The 23,626-nt window shown below is 70.3% G+C and carries 19 protein-coding genes and 1 riboswitch; of the genes, 13 read left to right on the forward strand and 6 right to left on the reverse strand.

What is annotated here, in order from left to right:
• The first annotated feature begins 5 nt into the window (after positions 1 to 5).
• Positions 6 to 3,110 carry an efflux RND transporter permease subunit gene (locus tag AC5L3C_RS27885; RefSeq protein WP_493651608.1) on the forward strand — a complete coding sequence of 1,035 codons (3,105 nt, stop codon included), beginning with the start codon at positions 6 to 8 and terminating at the stop codon, positions 3,108 to 3,110.
• A gap of 83 nt (positions 3,111 to 3,193) precedes the next feature.
• On the opposite strand, the gene nadA is transcribed toward AC5L3C_RS27885, so the two are convergent.
• Together nadA and AC5L3C_RS27895 are read right to left on the reverse strand one after the other, a co-directional pair.
• Entirely contained in the window at positions 3,194 to 4,378 is a 1,185-nt protein-coding gene (gene nadA / locus AC5L3C_RS27890) for a quinolinate synthase NadA (protein ID WP_493651610.1), read from the reverse strand.
• A gap of 158 nt (positions 4,379 to 4,536) precedes the next feature.
• Positions 4,537 to 5,865 carry an aspartate aminotransferase family protein gene (locus AC5L3C_RS27895; protein ID WP_493651611.1) on the reverse strand — a complete coding sequence of 443 codons (1,329 nt, stop codon included), beginning with the start codon at positions 5,863 to 5,865 and terminating at the stop codon, positions 4,537 to 4,539.
• 90 nt (positions 5,866 to 5,955) lie between these two features.
• Here AC5L3C_RS27895 and AC5L3C_RS27900 point away from each other — a divergent pair, with 90 nt between their 5' ends.
• On the forward strand, positions 5,956 to 6,978 hold the full coding sequence (locus AC5L3C_RS27900) for a LysR family transcriptional regulator (protein WP_493654056.1): 1,023 nt from the start codon (positions 5,956 to 5,958) through the stop codon (positions 6,976 to 6,978).
• Positions 6,979 to 7,335: an iron-sulfur cluster insertion protein ErpA gene (erpA, locus tag AC5L3C_RS27905; RefSeq protein ID WP_020939558.1), complete on the forward strand. Its 357-nt coding sequence runs from the start codon at positions 6,979 to 6,981 to the stop codon at positions 7,333 to 7,335.
• Positions 7,336 to 7,420: 85 nt separating this feature from the next.
• Here the strand turns inward: erpA and AC5L3C_RS27910 are convergent, their stop codons facing one another.
• Together AC5L3C_RS27910 and AC5L3C_RS27915 are read right to left on the reverse strand one after the other, a co-directional pair.
• Positions 7,421 to 9,253 carry a hypothetical protein gene (locus tag AC5L3C_RS27910; protein ID WP_493651612.1) on the reverse strand — a complete coding sequence of 611 codons (1,833 nt, stop codon included), beginning with the start codon at positions 9,251 to 9,253 and terminating at the stop codon, positions 7,421 to 7,423.
• A 144-nt stretch (positions 9,254 to 9,397) separates the two neighbouring features.
• Positions 9,398 to 9,607, reverse strand: coding sequence for a hypothetical protein (locus AC5L3C_RS27915; RefSeq protein ID WP_493651613.1), 210 nt, complete (start codon positions 9,605 to 9,607; stop codon positions 9,398 to 9,400).
• A 129-nt stretch (positions 9,608 to 9,736) separates the two neighbouring features.
• Between AC5L3C_RS27915 and AC5L3C_RS27920 the strand changes: the two genes are divergently transcribed.
• Complete coding sequence (locus AC5L3C_RS27920; protein WP_493651614.1) at positions 9,737 to 10,711, forward strand: carbohydrate kinase family protein; 975 nt, start codon at positions 9,737 to 9,739, stop codon at positions 10,709 to 10,711.
• A 233-nt stretch (positions 10,712 to 10,944) separates the two neighbouring features.
• Here AC5L3C_RS27920 and AC5L3C_RS27925 read toward each other — a convergent pair whose 3' ends face one another.
• Positions 10,945 to 12,333: a cysteine desulfurase/sulfurtransferase TusA family protein gene (locus tag AC5L3C_RS27925; RefSeq protein WP_493651615.1), complete on the reverse strand. Its 1,389-nt coding sequence runs from the start codon at positions 12,331 to 12,333 to the stop codon at positions 10,945 to 10,947.
• 270 nt (positions 12,334 to 12,603) lie between these two features.
• Between AC5L3C_RS27925 and ctaC the strand changes: the two genes are divergently transcribed.
• From ctaC to AC5L3C_RS27945, 4 genes are all read left to right on the forward strand, one after another.
• On the forward strand, positions 12,604 to 13,596 hold the full coding sequence (ctaC, locus tag AC5L3C_RS27930) for an aa3-type cytochrome oxidase subunit II (RefSeq protein WP_493651617.1): 993 nt from the start codon (positions 12,604 to 12,606) through the stop codon (positions 13,594 to 13,596).
• On the forward strand, positions 13,593 to 15,329 hold the full coding sequence (ctaD, locus tag AC5L3C_RS27935; RefSeq protein WP_493651618.1) for an aa3-type cytochrome oxidase subunit I: 1,737 nt from the start codon (positions 13,593 to 13,595) through the stop codon (positions 15,327 to 15,329). The genes ctaC and ctaD overlap by 4 nt, the downstream gene beginning before the upstream one ends.
• On the forward strand, positions 15,326 to 15,724 hold the full coding sequence (locus AC5L3C_RS27940; RefSeq protein WP_493651620.1) for a cytochrome c oxidase subunit 4: 399 nt from the start codon (positions 15,326 to 15,328) through the stop codon (positions 15,722 to 15,724). The genes ctaD and AC5L3C_RS27940 overlap by 4 nt, the downstream gene beginning before the upstream one ends.
• Before the next feature lie 128 nt (positions 15,725 to 15,852).
• Complete coding sequence (locus AC5L3C_RS27945) at positions 15,853 to 17,205, forward strand: L,D-transpeptidase (protein WP_493651621.1); 1,353 nt, start codon at positions 15,853 to 15,855, stop codon at positions 17,203 to 17,205.
• Between the two features lie 63 nt (positions 17,206 to 17,268).
• Here AC5L3C_RS27945 and AC5L3C_RS27950 read toward each other — a convergent pair whose 3' ends face one another.
• The gene (locus AC5L3C_RS27950; RefSeq protein ID WP_125506961.1) at positions 17,269 to 17,670 is read right to left on the reverse strand and encodes a response regulator; all 402 of its coding nucleotides are present in this window, start codon (positions 17,668 to 17,670) and stop codon (positions 17,269 to 17,271) included.
• Between the two features lie 227 nt (positions 17,671 to 17,897).
• On the opposite strand from AC5L3C_RS27950, the gene ctaE reads away from it, so the two are divergent.
• From ctaE to trpD, 5 genes are all read left to right on the forward strand, one after another.
• Positions 17,898 to 18,509: an aa3-type cytochrome oxidase subunit III gene (gene ctaE, locus AC5L3C_RS27955; protein WP_125506963.1), complete on the forward strand. Its 612-nt coding sequence runs from the start codon at positions 17,898 to 17,900 to the stop codon at positions 18,507 to 18,509.
• An 80-nt stretch (positions 18,510 to 18,589) separates the two neighbouring features.
• Entirely contained in the window at positions 18,590 to 19,402 is an 813-nt protein-coding gene (gene qcrC, locus AC5L3C_RS27960; RefSeq protein ID WP_125506965.1) for a cytochrome bc1 complex diheme cytochrome c subunit, read from the forward strand.
• Entirely contained in the window at positions 19,399 to 20,457 is a 1,059-nt protein-coding gene (gene qcrA / locus AC5L3C_RS27965; protein WP_493651622.1) for a cytochrome bc1 complex Rieske iron-sulfur subunit, read from the forward strand. The genes qcrC and qcrA overlap by 4 nt, the downstream gene beginning before the upstream one ends.
• On the forward strand, positions 20,454 to 22,091 hold the full coding sequence (qcrB, locus tag AC5L3C_RS27970) for a cytochrome bc1 complex cytochrome b subunit (RefSeq protein WP_125506969.1): 1,638 nt from the start codon (positions 20,454 to 20,456) through the stop codon (positions 22,089 to 22,091). Before qcrA ends, qcrB begins: the two co-directional genes overlap by 4 nt.
• Before the next feature lie 166 nt (positions 22,092 to 22,257).
• The gene (trpD, locus tag AC5L3C_RS27975; protein WP_493651623.1) at positions 22,258 to 23,322 is read left to right on the forward strand and encodes an anthranilate phosphoribosyltransferase; all 1,065 of its coding nucleotides are present in this window, start codon (positions 22,258 to 22,260) and stop codon (positions 23,320 to 23,322) included.
• 85 nt (positions 23,323 to 23,407) lie between these two features.
• A riboswitch (SAM riboswitch) is annotated at positions 23,408 to 23,524 on the forward strand.
• Positions 23,525 to 23,626: the final 102 nt, after the last annotated feature.

The raw sequence follows: 23,626 nt of genomic DNA on the forward strand, positions 1-23,626 counted from the left end.
TGACCATGTCCTGGCTGTCCAGATTCAGCCTCGCCCAGCGGGCGCTGATCGGACTGATGTCGATCATCGCGCTCGTCTTCGGGGCGATCGCGATACCCCAGCTCAAGCAGCAGCTGCTGCCGACCATCGAACTGCCCATGGTGTCCGTGCTCGCGCCGTACCAGGGCGCGTCCCCGGACGTGGTCGAGGCACAGGTCGTCGAACCCCTCGAGGACGCTCTGGAGGGCGTCGACGCCATCTCCGGCGTCACCTCGACGGCGAGCGAGGGCAACGCCGTGATCATGGCGTCCTTCGACTACGGCAACAACACCCAGCAGCTCGTCGCCGATGTCCAGCAGGCCGTCAACCGGGCCGGCGCCCGCCTCCCGGACGCCGTCGACCCGCAGGTCATCGCCGGGTCCACCGACGACATCCCGACCGTGGTGCTCGCCGTCACCTCCGACAAGGACCAGCAGGCGCTCGCCGATGAGCTGGACCGGACCGTCGTCCCCGCGCTGGAGAGCATCGACGGCGTCGGCCAGGTCTCGGTCGAGGGCGTGCGCGACCTCCAGGTCACCGTCACCCCGGACACCGCGAAGCTGACGAAGGCGGGTCTGACCACCCAGTCGCTCACCCAGGCCCTCCAGGCCGGCGGGGCCACCGTCCCGGTCGGCTCCTTCGACGAGGACGGCGCCAACCGCACCGTCCAGGTGGGCGGCGGATTCACCTCGCTGGAGCAGATCGAGGACCTGATGGTCACCGGCGAGCCCGGCAAGGGCGAGCCGGTCCGCCTCGGCGACGTCGCCACCGTGACCCAGGAGGAGGCCAGGGCCGACTCCCTCACCCGCACCAACGGCAGGCCCAGCCTCGCCGTCATGGCGACGATGGACCACGACGGCAGCGCCGTCGCCATCTCCGACGCCGTCCAGGACAAGCTCCCCGAGCTGCGCGAGGACCTGGGCGCCGGCTCCGACCTCACCGTCGTCAGCGACCAGGGCCCGGCCGTGGCCAAGGCCATCGACGGCCTGACCACCGAGGGCGCCCTCGGTCTGCTCTTCGCCGTCCTGGTGATCCTGGTCTTCCTGGCGTCGGTGCGCTCCACCCTCGTCACGGCCGTGTCCATCCCGCTGTCCGTGGTCCTCGCCCTGATCGTGCTGTGGACGCGCGACCTGTCGCTGAACATGCTGACCCTGGGCGGCCTGACCATCGCCATCGGCCGGGTCGTGGACGACTCCATCGTCGTCCTGGAGAACATCAAGCGGCACCTCGGCTACGGCGAGGAGCGCCAGGAAGCGATCATGAAGGCGGTGCGCGAGGTGGCCGGCGCGGTCACGTCCGCCACGCTCACCACGGTCGCCGTCTTCCTGCCGATCGGCCTGGTCGGCGGCATGGTGGGCGAGCTGTTCGGCGCGTTCAGCCTCACCGTCACCGCCGCGCTGCTGGCGTCCCTGCTGGTGTCGCTGACCGTCGTCCCGGTGCTGTCGTACTGGTTCCTGCGCGCCCCGAAGGGCACGCCCGAGGACGCCGAGGAGGCGCGCCGCCTCGCGGAGGAGAAGGAGGCCAGGAGCCGCCTTCAGCGCGCGTACCTCTCCGTGCTGCGCTTCGCCACCCGCCGCAGGCTGTCCAGCCTCGCCATCGCCGTCGTCGTGCTGATCGGTACGTTCGCGATGGCGCCGCTGCTGAAGACGAACTTCTTCGACCCGGGCCAGCAGCAGGTTCTCACCGTCCGTCAGGAGCTGAAGCCCGGCACCAGCCTGTCCGCGACCGACGCCCAGGCCGAGAAGGTCGAGAAGCTGCTCTCGGACACCGAGGGCGTCAAGGACCACCAGGTGACGATCGGCTCGTCCGGCTTCATGGCGGCCTTCGGCGGCGGCACGGACACCAACCAGGCCACCTACCAGGTGATGCTCGAGGACGACGCGTCCTCCGACGACGTCACGGACAGCATCCAGCAGGGCCTGAAGAAGCTCGACGGCATCGGCACGACCACCGTCGCCGCCGGTGACGGCTTCGGCAGCCAGGACCTCAGCGTCGTCGTCAAGGCGGCCGACGCGCAGGTGCTGCGCAAGGCGGCGGACCAGGTCCGGGACGCGGTCGCCTCCCTGGACGACGTCACGGACGTCACCAGCGACCTGGCGCAGAGCGTGCCCCGCATCTCCGTGAAGGCCGACGACCGGGCCGCCGAGGCCGGGTTCAACGACCAGACCCTCGGCGCGGCCGTCGCCCAGGCGGTGCGCGGCGTCCCCGCCGGCAAGGCCGTCCTCGACGACACCGAGCGCGACATCGTCATCCGCTCGGCGAAGCCGGCCACCACGGTGGCGGAGCTGAAGAACCTGCGCCTGGGCCCGGTGAAGCTGAGCGACGTCGCCACCGTCGAGCTGGTGGACGGCCCCGTCTCCATGACCCGCATCGACGGCCAGCGCGCGGCCACCATCACCGCGACGCCGACCGGTGACAACACGGGCGCGGTGGGCACCGAGCTCCAGCAGAAGATCGACGGGCTGACGCTGCCCGCGGGCGCCACGGCGGAGATCGGCGGCGTGACCGAGGACCAGGACGAGGCGTTCCTCAACCTGGGCCTGGCGATGCTGGCCGCGATCGCGATCGTCTTCATGCTCCTGGTCGGCACCTTCCGCTCGCTCGCCCAGCCGCTGATCCTGCTGGTCTCCATCCCGTTCGCGGCGACCGGCGCGATCGGTCTGCTGCTGGTCACCGGCACACCGATGGGTGTCCCGGCGATGATCGGCATGCTGATGCTGATCGGCATCGTGGTCACCAACGCGATCGTGCTGATCGACCTCGTCAACCAGTACCGCAAGCAGGGGTACGGCGTCGTCGAGGCCGTGCTGGAGGGCGGCCGGCACCGGCTGCGGCCGATCCTGATGACGGCCCTGGCGACCGTCTTCGCCCTGCTGCCGATGGCGCTGGGCGTCACCGGCGAGGGCGGCTTCATCGCCCAGCCGCTGGCCGTGGTCGTGATCGGCGGTCTGATCACGTCGACGCTGCTGACCCTGCTGCTGGTGCCGACGCTCTACGCGATGCTGGAGCTCCGCAAGGAGCGGCGCGCGAAGAAGCGGGCGGCCAAGCGGCAGGACCGCGAGACCGAGGTGCTGGAACCGGCCGGCGCCTGACACACCCGGTGAAGGCCCGGGTCCCCGCGGGGACCCGGGCCTTCGTCATGCCCGTGTGCCGGAACGCCGCCTGCGGCAGCGGTCTACGGCAGCGCCAGCATCCGCTCCAGGGCCAGCTTCGCGAACGCCTCCGTCTCCTTGTCCACCTCGATGCGGTTGACCAGGTTGCCCTCGGCGAGGGACTCCAGGGCCCACACGAGGTGCGGGAGGTCGATGCGGTTCATGGTGGAGCAGAAGCAGACCGTCTTGTCGAGGAAGACGATCTCCTTGCCCTCAGGCGCGAAACGGTTCGCCAGGCGCCGGACCAGGTTCAGCTCGGTCCCGATCGCCCACTTGGAGCCGGCCGGGGCCGCCTCCAGCGTCTTGATGATGTACTCCGTCGAGCCGACGTAGTCCGCGGCGGCGACGACCTCGTGCCGGCACTCGGGGTGGACCAGGACGTTCACGCCCGGCATGCGGTCGCGCACGTCGTTGACCGAGTCGAGGTTGAACCGGCCGTGCACGGAGCAGTGGCCGCGCCAGAGGATCATCTTCGCGCCGCGCAGCTCGTCCGCGGTCAGTCCGCCGTTCGGCTTGTGCGGGTTGTAGACGACGCAGTCCTCCAGGGACATCCCCATGTCCCGCACCGCGGTGTTGCGGCCCAGGTGCTGGTCGGGCAGGAACAGCACCTTCTCGCCCTGCTCGAAGGCCCAGTCGAGGGCGCGGCGGGCGTTGGAGGAGGTGCAGATGGTGCCGCCGTGCTTGCCGGTGAAGGCCTTGATGTCGGCGGAGGAGTTCATGTATGAGACGGGGACGACCTGCTCGGCTATCCCGGCCTCGGTCAGCACGTCCCAGCACTCGGCGACCTGCTCGGCGGTGGCCATGTCAGCCATGGAGCAGCCGGCCGCGAGGTCGGGCAGGACGACCTTCTGGTCGTCGCCGGTGAGGATGTCGGCCGACTCGGCCATGAAGTGCACACCGCAGAAGACGATGTACTCGGCCTCCGGACGCGCGGCGGCGTCCCGGGCCAGCTTGAAGGAGTCGCCCGTGACGTCGGCGAACTGGATGACCTCGTCGCGCTGGTAGTGGTGGCCGAGTACGAAGACCTTGTCCCCGAGCTTCTCCTTCGCCACGCGGGCGCGCTCCACCAGGTCCGGGTCGGACGGGGAGGGGAGGTCGCCGGGACACTCCACACCGCGCTCGCTCTTCGGGTCGGCCTCACGGCCGAGGAGCAGCAGGGCGAGGGGCGTCGGCTGTACGTCGAGCTCCTGGGTCTGGGCGGTGGTCACGGCACGCACCCTTTCTATTTCTGGCGACTTTTCGTCGAAATGACGCTATCTATCATAACCGGTTCACGTCACTTTGACGATGGCCATAGCGTCCATGTGACGTGAATCCCGGCGGCCCGCGGACGTGACCGGAACCCGCCGGAGCGCCACCGGCACGCTCAGAGAAGGGCGCTGGCGTCACCGATCGCCTCGTCCAGAATGGCCAGGCCGAGCGAGAGCTCCTCCTCGGTGGCCGTCAGCGGCGGTGCGATCCGGAAGACACCGCCCATGCCGGGAAGCTGGACGATGTTCATGTGCAGACCGAGGTCGAGGCACCGCCGGGTGACCCGCGCGCCCAGCTCGTCCGAGCTCCGCTTCGTCTCGCGGTCGACGACGAGTTCGAGCCCGGCGAGCAGGCCCCGGCCGCGAATGTCGCCGACGACCTCGTGGCGCCGGGCGATGTCCTCCAGGCCCCGGCGCAGGAACACGCCGAGCGACCGCGCCCGCTCGTCCAGCCTGTCGCCGGTCAGGACGTCGAGGACGGTGTTGCCGACCGCGGCCACCAGCGGGTCGGCGACGTGCGTGGTGAAGAACAGGAACCCGCGCTCGTACGCCTCCTGCTCGATCTCGGCGCTGGTGAGCACGGCTGCGAGGGGCAGCCCCGCACCGAGCGTCTTGGACAGCGTGAGGATGTCGGGGACGACTCCGTCGCGCTCGAACGCGTACCAGGTCCCGGTGCGGCACAGGCCGGTCTGGGCCTCGTCGAGGATCAGCAGCATGCCGCGTTCCCGGCACTTGTCCCGCAGGGCCGCGAAGTAGCCGGCCGGCGGCTCGATGACGCCGCCCGAGCTGAGGATCGGTTCCACGAGGCACGCGGCCAGGCTGCCGGTCGACTGGGCGTCGATCAGATCGAAGGCGAAGTCCAGCTGACGGCGCCAGTCCAGGCCGCCGTCGGCCGTGGTGAAGTCGGGCCGGTACGCGTTCGGCACGGGGATGGCGAAGTTTCCGGGCGCGGCGGGGCCGTAGCCCTTGCGGCCCGCGCTGTAGGTGGCGGACGCGGCGGCCTGCGTCATGCCGTGCCAGGAGCGCGCGAAGGAGACGATCTCGTGCTTGCCGGTGACGAGCTTGGCCATCCGTATCGCGGCCTCGTTGGACTCGGCGCCGGTGGTCAGGAGCAGCGCCTTCTCCAGGGGCGCGGGCAACGTGCCGGCAAGGCGCCGGGCGAGGTCGACCACCGGGCGGCTGAGCATGCCGCTGTAGAGGTGGTCCAGGGTCGCGACCTGACGCCGGACGGTCGCGACGATCTCCGGGTGCGAGTGGCCGAGGATCGCGCTCATCTGGCCGGAGGTGAAGTCGAGGATCTTCCGGCCGTCCGCGGTGTACACGAAACTGCCGGCGGCGCGGTCGATGATCTCGTCGGTGAACCGGCCGCCGTAGCGGACGAGGTGCCTGCCGGCATCGGCCCAGAAGGCATCGGCGGACAGGGAGGCGGTGGTCGGAGCAGCCATGGCCCGACGGTAGGGCGCGCCCGAGCGGCACGTCCATCTCACATTTCCGGCTTCTCTGTTCGGCGGAACCGCACAACAATGGGGAGCGTGATGAATCCCTGGAGGCTGCGGCTGCTGAGCCAGCTCGACACGCTGGGCACCGTCCGGGCGGTCGCCCAGGCCGCCAACCTGAGCCCGTCGAGCGTCTCCCAGCAGCTGGCCGCGCTCGAGGCCGAGACGCGCACACAGCTCCTCGAACGAACCGGACGCCGGGTGCGGCTGACCTCGGCCGGGCTGATCCTCGCGCGGCGGGCGCGGGCCATCCTCGACCACATGGACGGCGTCGAGGCGGAGCTGCGCGGGTTCGGCGACGAACCGGCCGGGCCGGTGCGGCTGGGGGCGTTCCAGAGCGCGATCCACTCCATGGCCGTGCCGGCGGTGACCCGGCTGGGGCGCGAGCACCCGCACCTCGAGATCGAGCTGCTGGAGCTGGAACCGCACGAGAGCGTCCCCGCGCTGCGGACCGGCGACGCGGACATCGTCATCACGACCACGGACTTCGACGAGCTGCCGCTGGGGCCGGACCTCGACCTGGTACGGCTGACCGAGGACCCGATCCTGCTGGTGGTCCCGCCCGGGCATCCCGCGGCCGGGCGCGGCGCCGCCGACCTCGCCGCCTACGCGGACGAACCATGGGCGTTCGACATGCCGCAGTCGTACATGGCGAACCTCGCCCAGCGCCTGTGCCGCCGGTCGGGGTTCGAGCCGCGGGTGGTGTGCCGGTTCAGCAACTACCTGATGACCCTGCAGCACGTCGAGGCAGGGCTGTCGATCGCGCTGCTGCCCGGCCTGGCCGTCGAGAACAGCCGCTACCGCGTGGTCACCAGGGAACTCGCCACTCCGGTGACACGCACCATCACGGCGGCGATCCGCCGCGGCTCACCGCCGCGCGCGGCGGTGCGCGCCGTGCTGGACGCGCTGCGCCGCGCCACAGGGCCGGTTTCCGCTCCGCACCGCGTGTGCGAGCATGAAGAGCGAGGCGAGGAAATCACGCGCCCGGCCCGGAATGAATCCGCGGTCCCGCCGGTTGCAACCGTCGGCAAGCAGTCTCCGTACAACCCGGGAGAGATGTAGATGTCCGTATCGGACGAGACCACCACCGTCACCGACGGCATCGTCCTGACCGACGCCGCCGCGTCCAAGGTCAAGGCCCTGCTCGACCAGGAAGGCCGTGACGACCTCGCCCTGCGCGTCGCCGTCCAGCCCGGCGGCTGCTCCGGCCTGCGCTACCAGCTCTTCTTCGACGAGCGCTCGCTCGACGGCGACGTGGTGAAGGACTTCGGCGGTGTGAAGGTCGTCACCGACCGCATGAGCGCTCCGTACCTGGGCGGCGCCACCGTCGACTTCGTCGACACCATCGAGAAGCAGGGCTTCACGATCGACAACCCGAACGCCACCGGCTCCTGCGCCTGCGGCGACTCCTTCAGCTGAGCCGGGTCCTTCCCCGGCAGCACCGTACGAAGGCGGCGGCCCCCATCCAGTGGGGCCGCCGCCTTCGGGCCTTCTCCGTCCGCTCCTACCGGGTCGGCGGCGCCGGCAGCCGGGCGCCGTCCTTGTGCAGCGGCACCGGCTCGCCGTCGGCGTCCACCACCTCGCGGCCGCCGAGCGGCGCGTCCAGCCGCACCGTCTCCTGGTACTGCTTGGCGATCAGGATGCACACCTTGTCCGGCCACGGCGTCTCGGTCACCCGCACCGTCACCCGGTCACCGCTCTCGCGCGCCGTCACCTTGTAGTCGGCGCACACACCGCCCGTGAAGACCACCGTCAGCTCGTCACCCGCGACGGTGTACCCCTCCACGCCGACCTCCCGGGTCGACGGCGTCCCGGTGGGCTCGTCACCCGGCCGGGAGGGCCGCTCACTCGCCTCACCGGAAGGCGAGCGAGGGGCGAGGAACTCCGGGTCGACCGCCGGATGCGTCACCGTGAGCGCCTTCTGCGCGCCCGCGGGGCGTACCTCGAACAGCCACGACGGCACCAGGGCGGGCCGCCCGTCCACGGAGTGCGCGGCCAGCCCGAACACCGCGGTGCCGACCTCGACGGTGTCCCCGGCCGGCTTCGTCGCCGGACCGCACTCCTCCTGCTGCCGGTCCTCCTCCAGCGGTACGGAGGTGGCGCAGCCGCCGATGTCCGCGGTGCGCCCGGCGCCCGGCGCCGCGTTCATCAGCTCCAGCGCCTCCTCGGCGTCCACCACGGGGTAGACGTCCCCCTTCACCGGCTCCGCGAGCCGGCCGCCCGCGCCGACCACCTCGCCCGAGGCGCCGACGACCACGCCGGTCGTCCACCCGTACGTCGGCAGCCCGCCGACCTCGGGATCGGCGTTCACCACGCGCTTGCCGCCCATGATCTGGCTCGCGTCCAGCTTCGCGTCGTCCTGCCCCGCGGCCTTCAGCACGGGCGCGGCGGCCTTCTTCGCGGCGGCCTCGCCCACCACCGGGCCGTCACCGCCGGACGGCTTGCAGGTGGCGCCCTTGCAGTTGTCCGTGCCGGGGGTGTTCCGGCTGAACGTCCACGACCCGGGGGCCGCCCGGTCCACCCGCAGCGTGGGCCCGGAACCGTCCTGTCCGCCGATCCGCCAGGCCCCGCCCTGCGCCACCGGCTTGCCGTCGAGCCCCAGCGCCTTCGCCAGCGTGCGCACCTGCTGCTCGGTGATCTCCCCCCGGGCCCGGTACACCGGAGCGGAGCCGGGACCGTCCGGGAGCGCGCCGGCTGCGCGGTAGGTGAGGCCGTACGGGTTCGGCTCGCCCGGCGCGATGCCGTTCGCGGTTGTCCCGGAGGGGCCGTCGAGGGCGAGCGGCGGGGGAGTGGCGTCGCCGTTGGCGCCCGGGACCGTACCGCCGTCCCCGGAACCGCCGACGGCGTCGGCGGCCAGGTAGGCCCCGCCCCCGCCGATGAGCAGCACGGCGGCGGCCACGGAGGCGATCAGCGCGGGGGAGCGCCGGCGGGCCGGGCCCTCGGCGGGTTCCCCACCCGGACGGTGTCCGTCGCCGTCGTCGTTGTCGCCGGCCGGGTGCTGTGCGACGACGGGCTCGTCGTCGGCGGGCTCCGGACGGGGCTCGGGGGTGTCCTCGGTGCGCTCGTCGGGGCGCTGCCCGGCGGGCTTGTCGGCCTGGTCATCGCCCTGGTCCTCGGTCCGGTCATCGGCCTGGTCCTCGGTCCGGTCCTCGGCCTGGTTCCCGGCCGGCTCCTCGGGCCGGTCCGTGGCGTGGTCCGTGGGGCGGTCCTCGGCGGTGGCGTCCGGGCCGGTTCGCTCCGGCTCCTCCGTCCTGTCCGAAGCGCCCCCCGTGTCGCGCGTGCTGCCGGCGGCGGCGCGCGCCTCGGCGTCGTCGTGGTCGGGTCGCTCGGTGTTCACCGCATCGCTCCTTCAGCTGCACAACTGTCCCGGTAGACCCATGCCCGGTCATACCGGAGCTGGAGAAAGGTCGTACCCCGCATCCCCTTTACGAGGGACAGCGATGGGACGCAGCGGGGGAGCGCACGGTTCCCGGGCGCCGCCTCAGTCGCCGTACTCCGACATCGCGTCCAGCAGCCGGGCCGACGACGGCGGCACGCTCACGCCGTGGATCAAGGACGGCGGCACCGGCCTGGCCGCCGGCCGCTCCGGCACCGTCCAGTGGGGCACCATCCGTGCGCAGTCGCCGCGCAGCGACGCCAGTCCGCCTTCCGGATCGACGGGAGCGGGGGCGTGGACCTTGATGTTCGTCATGTCGGCACCGTATGCACGGCGAAGGTCACGGAGAAAGATCTACTATCGGGTAGTTTTGGCTGCTTCTACGGGTCGTCCCCTCCCGGTAGCGTGAAGTGTCAATCCGCCTCCCCCAGGAGAATCCACGCCGTGCGCATCGCAGTCACCGGCTCCATCGCCACCGACCACCTCATGACCTTCCCCGGCCGCTTCGCCGACCAGTTCGTCGCGGACCAGCTGCACACGGTCTCGCTGTCCTTCCTGGTCGACAACCTCGACGTGCGCCGGGGCGGTGTGGGCGCGAACATCGCCTTCGGAATGGGCCAGCTCGGCACCCGCCCGATCCTCGTCGGGGCCGCCGGCTTCGACTTCGACGACTACCGCGCCTGGCTGGACCGGCACGGCGTCGACACCGAATCCGTCCGCATCTCCGACACCCTGCACACCGCGCGCTTCGTGTGCACCACGGACGCCGACCACAACCAGATCGGCTCCTTCTACACCGGCGCGATGAGCGAGGCCCGGCTGATCGAGCTGAAGACGGTCGCCGACCGCGTGGGCGGCCTCGACCTCGTCTCCATCGGCGCGGACGACCCGGAGGCCATGCTGCGGCACACCGAGGAGTGCCGTACGCGGGGCATTCCGTTCGCCGCGGACTTCTCCCAGCAGATCGCCCGGATGAACGGGGAGGAGATCCGGATACTGCTGGAGGGCGCGACGTACCTCTTCTCCAACGAGTACGAGAAGGGGCTCATCGAGACGAAGACCGGCTGGAGCGACGCGGAGATCCTCGAGCGGGTGGGGCACCGTGTCACCACGCGCGGTGCGCACGGGGTCCGTATCGAGCGGGCCGGCGAGGAGCCGGTCGAGGTCGGCTGCCCCGAGGAGGAGCGCAAGGCCGACCCGACCGGCGTGGGCGACGCCTTCCGCGCGGGGTTCCTGTCCGGGCTGGCGTGGGGGGTCTCGCTGGAGCGGGCGGCGCAGGTGGGCTGCATGCTGGCGACGCTCGTCATCGAGACGGTGGGTACGCAGGAGTACCAGCTGCGCCGGGGGCACTTCATGGAGCGCTTCATGAAGGCGTACGGGGACGCGGCGGCGGATGAGGTGCGGGCGCACCTCAGCTGAGCGGTGCGGTGCGGTGCCCCGGCGGGTGCGGTGCCGTGACGGCTGCGGGTGCGTGGGGGCTGGTCGCGCAGTTCCCCGCGCCCCCAAGATGCGGAGTTCCCCGCGCCCTGGCCGGGTCGTGGCCCGCGTGGCCCTGACGTGCGCGGTTCCTCGCGCCCCCGAGAGGCGGGGTTTCGTGTGGCGCTGGTTGGGTCGTGGGCCGCGTTGTCCAGCCGTGCGCGCCCCTTGGGGCGTCAGGTGGTCCGGCGGACCAAGTAGGCCGTGCCCTTGGGGGTCGGTTCTTCGCCCAGGTATTGCTGGCCGCGCATCTCGCACCAGGCCGGGATGTCCAGGCGGGCCGCCTCGTCGTCGGACAGGACGCGGACCGTGCCGCCCACCGGGACGTCCCCGATCACCTTGGCCAGCTCGATCACCGGGATCGGGCAGCGCCGGCCCAGCGCGTCCACCACCAGCGCGTCGTCCCGTTCCCGCGTCACCACCTCCGCCGTCGACGCGGGCGCCCCCAGCTGCTCACGCACCCGCGCCACCACCCCCGGCAGCACGGACAGGAACCGCTCGACGTCCTCCTCCCGCGTCCCCGGCGGCAGCGAGACCCGGACGTTGCCCTCGCTGAGCACCCCCATCGCCTTGAGCACATGGCTCGGCGTCAGCGTGCTGCTCGTGCACGACGACCCGGAGGACACCGAGAAGTCCGCCCGGTCCAGCTCGTGCAGCAGCGTCTCCCCGTCGACGTACAGACAGGAGAAGGTGACGATCCCCGGCAGCCGCCGCCGCGGATCGCCGACCACCTCCACGTCCGGCACCAGCCCGGGCACCCGCGCCCGGATCCGCTCCGTCAGTTCCCGCAGCCGCGCCGCCTCCTCGGCCGCCTCCGCCCGCACCGCCCGCAGGGACGCCGCCGCGGCCACGATCGCCGGCAGGTTCTCGAACCCGGCCACCCGCCCCGACTCCCGTTCGTCGCGCGGCCCCTGGGGCGCGAACCGCACCCCCTTGCGTACGACGAGCAGCCCCACCCCCGACGGCCCGCCCCACTTGTGCGCGCTCGCCGCGAGCAGCGACCAGTCGCCCTCCACCGGCCCCCAGCCCAGCGACTGGGCCGCGTCCACCAGCAGCGGCACCCCCGCCGCCCGGCACGCCTCGGCCACGTCGGCCACCGGCTGCACGGTCCCCACCTCGTGGTTGGCCGACTGCAGACACGCCAGCGCGGTGTCCGGCCGCAGCGCCTCGGCGTACCCGGACGGACTCACCGCCCCCGTGCGGTCCACCGCGACCTCGGTGACCGACCCCCCGGCGGCCTCGTGAACTTCCGCCGAATGGAGCACAGAAGAGTGTTCGACCGCGGACACGATCAGGTGACGCCCCGCGCGCCGCCGCCCCGCCAGCGCCCCCGCGACCCCTGAGTGCACCGCCTGCGTACCGGACGGCGTGAACACCAGTTCGTCCGGCCGGCACCCCACCGCCTCCGCGGCGGCCTCCCGCGCCGCGTCCAGCAGCAGCCGCGCCCGCCGCCCCTCCCGGTAGAGCCGCGCGGGATCCGCCCACCCCTCGTCGAGAGAGGCCGACAGGGCCTGCCGGGCAACGGGATGCAAAGGGGCGGCGGAAGCGGCATCGAAGTAGGACACACAGCCACGCTAAACCCCCCAGGGGCGCGGGGAACTGCGCGATCAGCCACGACGACGCCGCGGCCGCCACACAAACCCGCACCCCCGGGTGTTGAGGCGCTCGGTGTAACCCGCGGCGCGTATGGCCCCCCTCCTCGCAGCGCCCCGAAACGCGTCGGCTAGGGTTTGGTCCGCATAAACATCCAAACCCCTGCCCGACGCAGGGCGGCGACCGACCAGCGAGAAGGCCGCAGCCGAACCGCGCGGGCGAGACTCTCGGGAAGGCGCTACGTGAGTCCCAACGGCTCCGACCTCCCCCACGGCCCGAAGGGCGTGGGAGGTAACCCCATGCCGCGGCGCCCGATGCGGCGGAAGCTGCTGCAGGCACTGACCGCGGGCCTGGTCCTCGCGACCGCCACCGGTTGCACATGGGAGGACTTCCCCCGCCTTGGTATGCCCACCCCCACCACGGAAGAGGCTCCGAGGATCCTCTCCCTGTGGCAGGGGTCCTGGGCCGCCGCGCTCGTCGTCGGCGTTCTGGTGTGGGGCCTGATCCTGTGGAGTGCTTTCTTCCACCGGCGCAGCCGCACCAAGGTGGAGGTTCCTCCGCAGACCCGGTACAACATGCCCATCGAGGCGTTGTACACGGTGGTTCCGCTCATCATCGTCTCGGTGTTCTTCTACTTCACCGCGCGTGACGAGTCCGAGCTGATGAAGCTCGAGAAGAGCCCCGACGTCACCATCAACGTGGTCGGCTTCCAGTGGAGCTGGTGCTTCAACTACGTCGAGAACGTCGAGGGCTCCACGGGCGACGCCAAGACGTCCAAGGAACTCGAGGCGATCTCGGACCAGTACAAGAACGCCTTCCCGGCCGACGCCGGCGGTGTCTACGACTGCGGTGTACCCGGTACCCGGAACCCGCAGACCAACAACCCGGGCCCCACCCTGTGGCTGCCCGAGGGCAAGCGGGTCCGCTTCGTGCTGACCTCGCGTGATGTCATCCACTCCTTCTGGGTGGTGCCGTTCCTGATGAAGCAGGACGTCATCCCCGGCCACCCCAACGCCTTCGAGGTGACCCCCAGCCGTGAGGGCACCTTCCTCGGCAAGTGCGCCGAGCTCTGCGGCGTCGACCACTCCCGGATGCTGTTCAACGTGAAGGTCGTCTCCCCCGAGCGTTACGAGCAGCACCTGAAGGACCTTGTGGAGAAGGGGCAGACCGGTTACGTGCCCGCCGGCATCGACCAGACGGAGCACGAGAAGAACCGGGAGGCGAACATCCTGTGAGCATCCTCAACGAACCCCAGGGCGCCGAGGCGGCAGGGTCCCACTACCAGGACGAGCTGCCCGTGCGACGCCAGAGCCGTGGCGAGGTCGTCGTCAAGTGGCTGACGACCACGGACCACAAGACGATCGGCACGCTGTACCTGGTGACGTCGTTCGTGTTCTTCGTCATCGGTGGCGTCATGGCCCTGGTCATGCGCGCCGAGCTGGCCCGCCCGGGCCTGCAGATCGTGTCGAACGAACAGTTCAACCAGGCGTTCACGATGCACGGCACGATCATGCTGCTGATGTTCGCGACGCCGCTGTTCGCCGGCTTCGCCAACTGGATCATGCCGCTGCAGATCGGCGCGCCCGACGTGGCGTTCCCGCGGCTGAACATGTTCGCCTACTGGCTGTACCTCTTCGGCTCGCTGATCGCGGTCGCCGGCTTCCTCACGCCGGACGGCGCGGCCGACTTCGGCTGGTTCGCCTACTCCCCGCTGTCGGACGCGGTCCGCTCGCCGGGCATCGGCGCCGATATGTGGATCATGGGCCTGGCGATGTCCGGCTTCGGCACGATCCTCGGCGCGGTCAACTTCATCACCACGATCATCTGCATGCGTGCTCCGGGTATGACGATGTTCCGCATGCCGATCTTCACCTGGAACGTGCTGCTGACGGCGCTGCTGGCGCTGATCGTGTTCCCGGTGCTGGCGGCGGCGCTGTTCGCTCTTGAGGCGGACCGCAAGTTCGGGGCGCACATCTTCGACTCGGCCAACGGAGGGGCGCTGCTCTGGCAGCACCTGTTCTGGTTCTTCGGCCATCCCGAGGTGTACATCATCGCGCTGCCGTTCTTCGGCATCGTCTCCGAGATCATCCCGGTCTTCTCCCGCAAGCCGATGTTCGGCTACATGGGTCTGATCGGCGCGACGATCTCGATCGCGGGTCTGTCGGTGACCGTCTGGGCGCACCACATGTATGCCACGGGCGGGGTGCTGCTGCCGTTCTTCTCCTTCATGACCTTCCTGATCGCGGTCCCGACCGGTGTGAAGTTCTTCAACTGGATCGGCACCATGTGGAAGGGCAGTCTCTCCTTCGAGACACCGATGCTGTGGACGCTGGGCTTCCTGATCACCTTCGTCTTCGGTGGTCTGACGGGCGTCATCCTGGCCTCGCCGCCGCTGGACTTCCACGTCACGGACTCGTACTTCGTGGTGGCGCACTTCCACTACGTGGTGTTCGGCACCGTGGTGTTCGCGATGTTCGCCGGCTTCCACTTCTGGTGGCCGAAGTTCACCGGCAAGCTGCTCGACGAGCGGCTCGGCAAGATCACCTTCTGGACGCTGTTCATCGGCTTCCACGGCACCTTCCTCGTCCAGCACTGGCTGGGTGTCGAGGGCATGCCGCGCCGGTACGCCGACTACCTGGCGGCCGACGGCTTCACCGCCCTGAACACGGTGTCCACGATCGCCTCGTTCCTGCTCGGCCTGTCGCTGCTGCCGTTCTTCTACAACGTCTGGAAGACCGCCAAGTACGGCAAGCCGGTCGGCGTCGACGACCCGTGGGGCTACGGCCGCTCCCTGGAGTGGGCGACCTCCAGCCCGCCGCCGCGGCACAACTTCATCACCCTGCCGCGCATCCGCAGCGAATCGCCGGCGTTCGACCTGCACCACCCGGAGATCGCCGCACTCGACGAGCTCGAGAACGCCGGTCACGGTGAGAAGGCCCTCTCCGGCGGCAAGGAGGCCGGCAAGTGAAGATCCAGGGCAAGATGTTCATGTGGCTGAGCGTCTTCTTCCTGCTCGTAGCCGTGGTCTACGGCGTGTGGTCGAAGGAGCCGGTCGGCACCACCGCCCTCTTCCTGGCGTTCGGCCTGAGCATCATGATCGGCTTCTACCTGGGCTTCACCGCCCGGCGGGTCGATGTGGGCGCGCAGGACGACAAGGAAGCGGACGTCGCGGACGACGCCGGCGAGGTCGGGTTCTTCAGCCCGCACAGCTGGCAGCCGCTCTTCCTCGCCGTGGGCGGCGCCCTGGCCTTCATGGGCGTCGCGATCGGCTGGTGGCTGATGTACTTCTCGGCCCCGCTGCTCCTGCTGGGCATCTGGGGCTGGGTCTTCGAGTACTACCACGGTGAGAGCCGCACCCAGTAGCACGCCGCACGGCACTCAGGGGCCCGGACACTCCGTCAGGAGCGTCCGGGCCCCGCTTTTCCCTCGGATCCTCACCCGTTCGGGCCGTCCAGTGAGCCAAGCCCCGCGCCGCTTCCTAGCGTGAGGCCATGAGACACACCACGTCCCCCCGTGCCACGGGCGCGCGCCGGAGCCGCCTCGCCCGCCGGAGCCGCCTCGCCCGCCGGAGCCGCCTCGCCCGCCGGAGCCGCCTCGCCCGCCGGAGCCGCCTCGCCGGCCGCGCCCTCCTGGTGATCGTCCTCGGCGGCGCGGGCGTCACCGGCTGCTCCTCCGACGGCGATCCGCTGTCCGCCGAGCCGTACGACGCGGCGGACCAGATCTCCTTCAGCGTGTCCGCCGACGGGGGCAAGCCCGCCGACCCCGACAAGCCCCTGGAGATCGTCGCCGAGGACTCCGACGGGCGGATCACGGACGTCACCGCCGTGGACGCCACAGGACGCCACCTGGCGGGCGAACTGGCCGCCGACGGCAGCAGGTGGCACAGCACCACCCCGCTGGCCGCCGGCGCCCAGTACACGGTCCGGGTGAGCACCGAGGACGAGGACGGCGCCCCCGGCCGCAAGGTCGTCACCTTCACCACCGGCCGGCCCGCCGCCGCCAAGAAGCTGGCCGTCACCTTCGGGCCCGAGGCGGGGACGTACGGCGTCGGCCAGCCCGTCACCGCCGAACTGAACGAACCCGTCAAGGACCCGGCCCAGCGCGCCGTCGTGGAACGCGCCCTCAAGGTCACCTCCACGCCCGCCGTGACCGGCACCTGGCACTGGGTCGACGACAAGAAGCTGCACTACCGGCCCAAGGACTACTGGCCCGCCCACGCCACCATCGAGGTCCGCAGCAATCTGGAGGGCATCAAGGTCGGCGACCGGCTCCGGGGCGGCACCGCCAAGCCGCTGACGCTCCGCACCGGTGACCGGGTCATAGCCCTCACCGACGCCGCCGCGCACCAGCTGACGCTCTTCAAGAACGGCGAGGAGATCAAGAAGGTCCCGGTCACCACCGGCAAGCCCGGCTTCGAGACCCGCAACGGCGTCAAGGTGGTGCTCGCCAAGGAACCCTTCGTACGCATGCGCAGCAGCACCGTCGGCATCGCCGAGGGCTCGGCGGAGTCGTACGACCTGGACGTCCGCTTCGCCACCCGGGTGACCTGGAGCGGCGAGTACGTGCACGCCGCTCCGTGGTCCGTCGGCTCCCAGGGCTACGCCAACGTCAGCCACGGCTGCGTCGGCATGAGCACCGCCAACGCCGAGTGGTTCTTCGACACCGTCCGCCAGGGCGACATCGTGGAGGTGGTCAACTCGGCCGGCGACACCATGGAACCCTTCGGCAACGGCTTCGGCGACTGGAACCTCGACTGGCCCAAGTGGCAAGCGGGCAGCGCCCTCACCACCAACAAGACCCCGAGCACGTCCGACCGGGCCCGCCTGAGGCCACAAACCGCTTAGGACGCCTCAGGGGCAGCCCCGCAGGGGCGCCGCAGCCGCCGCCCCACCGGAAGAACCGAGCTCCTAGGCGCTCTGCAACCGCTTCTCCCGCAGCAGGGACGCCAACGCCGACGCGAACTCCACCGGCTCGACCGGCAAGGTCACCGCCGCCTCCGCCCGACTCCACGTCGCCAGCCACGCATCCTGCGGACGCCCGATCAGCAACAGCACCGGCGGCGCGTTGAACACCTCGTCCTTGATCTGCCGACACAGCCCCATGCCCCCCATCGGCACGGCCTCGCCGTCCAGCACGCACACGTCGATGCCGCCCCGCTCCAGCTCCGTGAGGACGGCCGCGTGCGTCGCGCACTCCACGAACTCCACTACGGGCACGTCCGGAGCCGGCCGCCGCCCGGTGGCGAGGCGCACCTGCTCCCGGGTGTTGGCGTCGTCGCTGTAGACCAGCACCGTGGCGGTCGCCTGCATTGTTCCTCCACGCGTCAGAAAGAGGGCACGACTCTGTCGGGAACTTCGGGTACCGATGGCGCGGATGCTACCCCGTCCCACCGCTTGTCAACACTGGTTCGGACACCTCTTCGACAGGGGGCCGCCGCGTGCCCCGGATGGGCCATCCGGGCAGTCCAGGAGGGGGGAACACACCGAACGGCACCCCCGGGAGTGAGGGCGGGATAAGCGACCGACATAATGTCGGCGTGGCGACAGCAACGACAGTAGACACCGGGCACGCGCACCCGTCGGTCAACCGACCGAACCTCACCAGCGTCGGAACCATCATCTGGCTGAGTTCCGAGCTGATGTTCTTCGCGGCCCTCTTCGCGATGTACTTCACCCTGCGATCGGTGACCGGACCCGACTTCTGGTCGGAGAAGGCCGACCTGCTGAACTTCCCGTTCGCGGCGACGAACACCACGATCCTGGTGCTCTCCTCGCTCACCTGCCAGCTCGGCGTCTTCGCCGCCGAGCGCGGTGACGTGAAGAAGCTCCGGATGTGGTTCATCGTCACCTTCATCATGGGCGCGGTGTTCATCGGCGGCCAGATCTTCGAGTACACGGAGCTGGTCAAGCACGAGGGCCTGTCCCTCTCCTCCGATGCGTACGGGTCGGCCTTCTACCTGACCACCGGCTTCCACGGGCTGCACGTGACGGGCGGCCTGTTTGCCTTCCTGCTGGTCCTGGGCCGGACCTACGCGGCCCGGAGGTTCACTCATGACCAGGCGACGGCGGCCATCGTCGTGTCCTACTACTGGCACTTCGTCGATGTCGTCTGGATCGGCCTCTTCGCCACGATCTACATGATCAAGTAGCGGGACCGCATCCGCGCGCGCTGGAAGCAGCGCACCAACCAGAAGCATCGACGCAGAAGATCCTGACACCGGGGTAATCCGTGAAAAAGCTCTCCGCACGACGACGCCACCCGCTGGCGGCGCTCGTCGTCCTACTCCTCGCTCTGGCATGTACCGGGGGGCTCTACGCCGTGTTCGCACCCGCGGACAAGGCGCAGGCCGAGGAAACCGCCCAGTCCCTGACCGTCGAGGAGGGCAAGAAGCTCTACGCGGTCGGCTGCGCCAGCTGCCACGGCACCGGCGGTCAGGGCACCTCCGACGGTCCGAGCCTGGTGGGCGTGGGCGCCGCCGCGGTCGACTTCCAGGTGAGCACCGGCCGTATGCCGGCCGCCACCTCGCAGTCCGCGCAGGTCCCGGCGAAGCCGGCCGTCTACACCCAGGCCGAGATCGACCAGCTGGCGGCGTACATCGCCTCCCTGGGCGCCGGCCCGGCCGTCCCCACCGAGGAGCAGTACGGCCCCGAGGGCGCCGACGCCGCCAAGGGCGGCGAGCTGTTCCGCAACAACTGCGCGCAGTGCCACAACTTCACCGGCAAGGGCGGTGCGCTCACGCACGGCAAGTACGCCCCGAGCCTCGAGGACGTCGCGCCGAAGCACATCTACGAGGCCATGCTCACCGGCCCGCAGAACATGCCCTCCTTCCCGGACAGCACGCTGTCGGAGCAGAACAAGAAGGACATCATCGCGTACCTGCACGCGGTCAACAGCGATGAGTCCGAGAGCCCCGGCGGCCTCTCCCTCGGCGGGCTCGGCCCCGTCTCGGAGGGTCTGTTCGCGTGGGTCTTCGGACTGGGCGCGCTGATCGCGGTCGCCGTCTGGGTCGCCGCTCGGACCGCAAAGGCCAAGAAGTCATGAGTACCCAAGACATTCCCGAAGAGAACCTGCCCGCAGCGCAGGACGCCGCCCTCGGCGTCGTAGAGGCGGCGGACGAGAAGAACCCGTTCGCCGACCCGGGCCTGCCGCCGCACGAGCCCCGCGTGCAGGACATCGACGAGCGGGCCGCCAAGCGGTCCGAGCGCACGGTCGCCCTGCTGTTCACGCTGTCGATGCTGGCCACCGTCGGCTTCATCGCCGCGTACGTGACGATCCCGGTCGACGAGTCGGTCTTCATCTGGCCCATCGGCCACATCAGCGCGCTGAACTTCGCGCTGGGCATGACCCTCGGCGTCGCCCTGTTCGCCATCGGCGCCGGCGCGGTCCACTGGGCGCGCACGCTGATGTCGGACCACGAGCTCGCCGACGAGCGTCACCCGATCGAGGCCTCCCCCTCGGTCAAGGCGAAGGTCATGGACGACTTCCGCCAGGGTGCCAAGGAGTCCGCGCTCGGCCGCCGCAAGCTGATCCGCAACACGATGTTCGGCGCGCTCGCCCTGTTCCCGCTCTCCGGCGTGGTGCTGCTGCGTGACCTCGGGCCGCTGCCCGGCACCAAGCTGCGCCACACCCTGTGGTCCAAGGGCAAGCTGCTCGTCAACATGAACACCAACGAGCCGCTGCGGCCGTCGGACCTCATCGTGGGCTCCCTGACCTTCGCCAAGCCCGAGGGCCTGGAGGAGCACGACCACGGCTTCCAGACCGAGATCGCCAAGGCCGCACTGATGCTGGTCCGCATCCAGCCGGACGACATCAAGGACAAGCGGGCGCTCGAGTGGTCCCACGAGGGCATCCTCGCGTACTCGAAGATCTGCACCCACGTCGGTTGCCCGATCTCCCTGTACGAGCAGCAGACGCATCACGCGCTGTGCCCCTGTCACCAGTCCACCTTCGACCTCGCCGACGGTGCCCGGGTCATCTTCGGTCCCGCCGGTCACGCCCTGCCGCAGCTGCGCATCGGCGTGAACGACGAGGGCTACCTCGAAGCGCTCGGCGACTTCGACGAGCCCGTCGGTCCTGCCTTCTGGGAGCGCGGATGAGTACCACAACGACCCCCGAGTCCCGCTCGCGCGGGAAGGCACCGGCCGGCGAAAAGGTCGCCGACTGGGCTGACGGCCGGCTGGGGATCTACTCCCTGGCCAAGGCCAACATGCGGAAGATCTTCCCCGACCACTGGTCGTTCATGCTGGGCGAGGTCTGCCTCTACAGCTTCCTCATCATCATCCTCACGGGTGTGTACCTGACGCTGTTCTTCCACCCGTCGATGAACGAGGTGGAGTACCACGGCAGCTACGTGCCGCTGCAGGGCCAGCTGATGAGTGAGGCCTTCAAGTCGACGCTGGACATCAGCTTCGACGTCCGTGGCGGTCTGCTCATCCGGCAGATCCACCACTGGGCGGCCCTGGTCTTCCTGGCCGGCATGTTCGTGCACATGATGCGCGTGTTCTTCACCGGCGCGTTCCGCAAGCCGCGTGAGATCAACTGGCTGTTCGGCTTCCTGCTGTTCGTCCTGGGCATGTTCACCGGTTTCACCGGCTACTCGCTCCCGGACGACCTGCTCTCCGGCACCGGTATCCGCTTCATGGAGGGCGCGATCCTGTCCGTGCCGATCGTCGGCACGTACATCTCGTTCTTCCTCTTCGGCGGCGAGTTCCCCGGCGACGACTTCGTGGCCCGGTTCTTCTCGATCCACGTCCTGCTGCTGCCGGGCATCATGCTCGGCCTCGTGGTGGCGCACCTGATCCTGGTCTTCTACCACAAGCACACGCAGTTCGCGGGTCCCGGCAAGACCAACAAGAACGTCGTCGGCATGCCGCTGCTCCCGGTGTACATGGCCAAGGCCGGAGGCTTCTTCTTCCTGGTCTTCGGTGTGCTGGCGGCCGTCTCGGCGATCGCCACGATCAACCCGGTCTGGAACATCGGCCCCTACCGGCCCGACATGGTCTCCACCGGCGCCCAGCCGGACTGGTACATGGGCTTCTCCGAGGGCCTGATCCGTGTCATGCCGGGCTGGGAGATCAACTTCTGGGGTCACACGCTCGTCCTGGGTGTGTTCATCCCGCTGATGATCTTCCCGCTGGTCCTGGTCGCCATCGCGGTGTACCCGTTCATCGAGTCCTGGATCACCGGCGACAAGCGCGAGCACCACATCCTGGACCGCCCGCGCAACGCCCCGACCCGCACCGCCTTCGGCGTCGCATGGATCACGCTGTACTTCGTGCTCCTGGTCGGTGGTGGCAACGACATCTGGGCCACCCACTTCAACCTGTCGATCAACGCCATCACCTGGTTCGTCCGGGTCGCGTTCTTCGTGGCGCCGGTCCTGGCGTTCGTGGTCACCAAGCGGATCTGCCTCGGCCTGCAGCGCCGGGACAAGGAGAAGGTGCTGCACGGCCGCGAGTCGGGCATCATCAAGCGCCTGCCGCACGGCGAGTTCATCGAGGTGCACGAGCCGCTCAGCCAGGAGCAGCTGTACACCCTCACCGCGCACGAGCAGCCCCAGCCGCTCGAGCTCGGCCCGGAGGTCGACGAGAACGGCGTCCGGCGCAAGGTGAAGATGACCGAGAAGCTGCGCGCCAAGCTCAGCAAGGGGTACTACGGCCCGGAGTCGCAGATCGCGAAGCCGACCGTCGAGGAGTACAAGGAGATCACGAGCGGCCACGGCCACCACTGATCGCCCGCAGCACCTCACCCCAGTCGCCACACGACGGCGAAGGGCCCCCGTCCGTTCTTCGGACGGGGGCCCTTCGCCGTCCCCGGAGCTGGATAGGGTGGAGCCCCGGGGCACCTCGCGGTCCCCGTGCCCCCCGGAACTCATCCACGACCCATCAGGAGCGGCCATGAGCGCTGTGACCCCCGCTGGAGGCGACACCGCGGCGGGCCGCTCCTGGCCCGCTCTGCTGAACGGACTGCTGGACGGCCGGGACCTGTCCGCCGACGACACCGCCTGGGCGATGGACCTGATCATGCGCGGCGAGGCGACCGACGCGCAGATCGCCGGCTTCGCGGTCTCCCTGCGGGCCAAGGGCGAGACGGTCGACGAGATCACCGGCTGTGTACGGGCGCTGTACGACCACGCCAACGTCATCGAGGTGCCCGGCGCGACGGTCGACATCGTCGGCACCGGCGGCGACGGCGCGAAAACGGTGAACATCTCCACGATGTCCTCGATCGTGGTGGCCGGCACCGGCGCGAAGGTCGTCAAGCACGGCAACCGCGCCGCGTCCTCGGCCTCCGGCGCCTCCGACGTCCTGGAGAAGCTGGGCGTCAACCTCGAACTGACCCCGCGCCGGGTCGCCGAGGTCGCCGAGGAGGCCGGGATCACCTTCTGCTTCGCGGTGAAGTTCCACCCCGCGCTGCGTCACGTCGCCGCCGCCCGCGGTCAGCTGGGCATCCGCACGGTGTTCAACTTTCTCGGCCCGCTGGCCAATCCGGCACGGGTCAAGGCGCAGGCGGTCGGGGTCGCCGACCCCCGGATGGCCCCCATCATGGCGGGCGTGTTCGCCGGACGCGGGCACTCCTCGCTGGTGTTCCGCGGCGACGACGGCCTGGACGAGCTGACCACCACCGCCACCTCCAAGGTGTGGGTGGTCCGCGACGGCAAGGTCGACGAGCAGACCTTCGACCCGCGTGACGTCGGCCTCGACCTCGTGCCGGTCGAGGCCCTGCGCGGCGCCGACGCCTCCTACAACGCCGAGGTCGCCCGCCGGCTGCTGGACGGCGAACAGGGCCCGGTGCGGGACGCGGTCCTGCTGAACTCGGCGGCCGCCCTGGTCGCCCTGGAGCCCGGCTCCGGCACTCTCACCGAGCAGATCCGCGCGGGCATGGCGAAGGCGGCCGAGGCCATCGACTCGGGGGCCGCCAAGCGGGTCCTGGAGCGCTGGGTGGCCGTCAGCAACGCGTAGGCGTTCCCCGCGGTGGGACGGTGGGATGTCCCGCGATCCGGACACGGGTTGCGGGACATCGATCACCTCACGTATTTTCCTGGCAGGTCATGAGCGACAGCCATCAGGCCCCGGCCGGCTGTCCGGCAACCCTCCGTCCGTGGCGGGGTGCCCCGGGTGAGGACCAGGCCGTGAGCAGCAGGGCTCACGGCAAGCGCGGACCCCTCGAAACACCAGGGGTCCTGGTCGTCGAGGAGCTTTCCGTGAGCAAGCGAATGCGTTAGGGCTGCCGAGCCCCGCCTCCGCACACCCTTTTCCTTCCTCC

It is taken from the genome of Streptomyces speibonae (genome assembly GCF_984686075.1).

What these genes read in the sequence shown, in the direction of transcription:
- AC5L3C_RS27885 (WP_493651608.1), top strand. Translation starts at nt 6, where the DNA reads ATGTCCTGGCTGTCCAGATTCAGCCTCGCCCAGCGGGCGCTGATCGGA.
- AC5L3C_RS27895 (WP_493651611.1), bottom strand. Translation starts at nt 5,865, where the DNA reads ATGGCTGCTCCGACCACCGCCTCCCTGTCCGCCGATGCCTTCTGGGCC.
- AC5L3C_RS27900 (WP_493654056.1), top strand. Translation starts at nt 5,956, where the DNA reads ATGAATCCCTGGAGGCTGCGGCTGCTGAGCCAGCTCGACACGCTGGGC.
- erpA (WP_020939558.1), top strand. Translation starts at nt 6,979, where the DNA reads ATGTCCGTATCGGACGAGACCACCACCGTCACCGACGGCATCGTCCTG.
- AC5L3C_RS27915 (WP_493651613.1), bottom strand. Translation starts at nt 9,607, where the DNA reads ATGACGAACATCAAGGTCCACGCCCCCGCTCCCGTCGATCCGGAAGGC.
- AC5L3C_RS27945 (WP_493651621.1), top strand. Translation starts at nt 15,853, where the DNA reads ATGAGACACACCACGTCCCCCCGTGCCACGGGCGCGCGCCGGAGCCGC.
- AC5L3C_RS27950 (WP_125506961.1), bottom strand. Translation starts at nt 17,670, where the DNA reads ATGCAGGCGACCGCCACGGTGCTGGTCTACAGCGACGACGCCAACACC.
- qcrA (WP_493651622.1), top strand. Translation starts at nt 19,399, where the DNA reads ATGAGTACCCAAGACATTCCCGAAGAGAACCTGCCCGCAGCGCAGGAC.
- qcrB (WP_125506969.1), top strand. Translation starts at nt 20,454, where the DNA reads ATGAGTACCACAACGACCCCCGAGTCCCGCTCGCGCGGGAAGGCACCG.
- trpD (WP_493651623.1), top strand. Translation starts at nt 22,258, where the DNA reads ATGAGCGCTGTGACCCCCGCTGGAGGCGACACCGCGGCGGGCCGCTCC.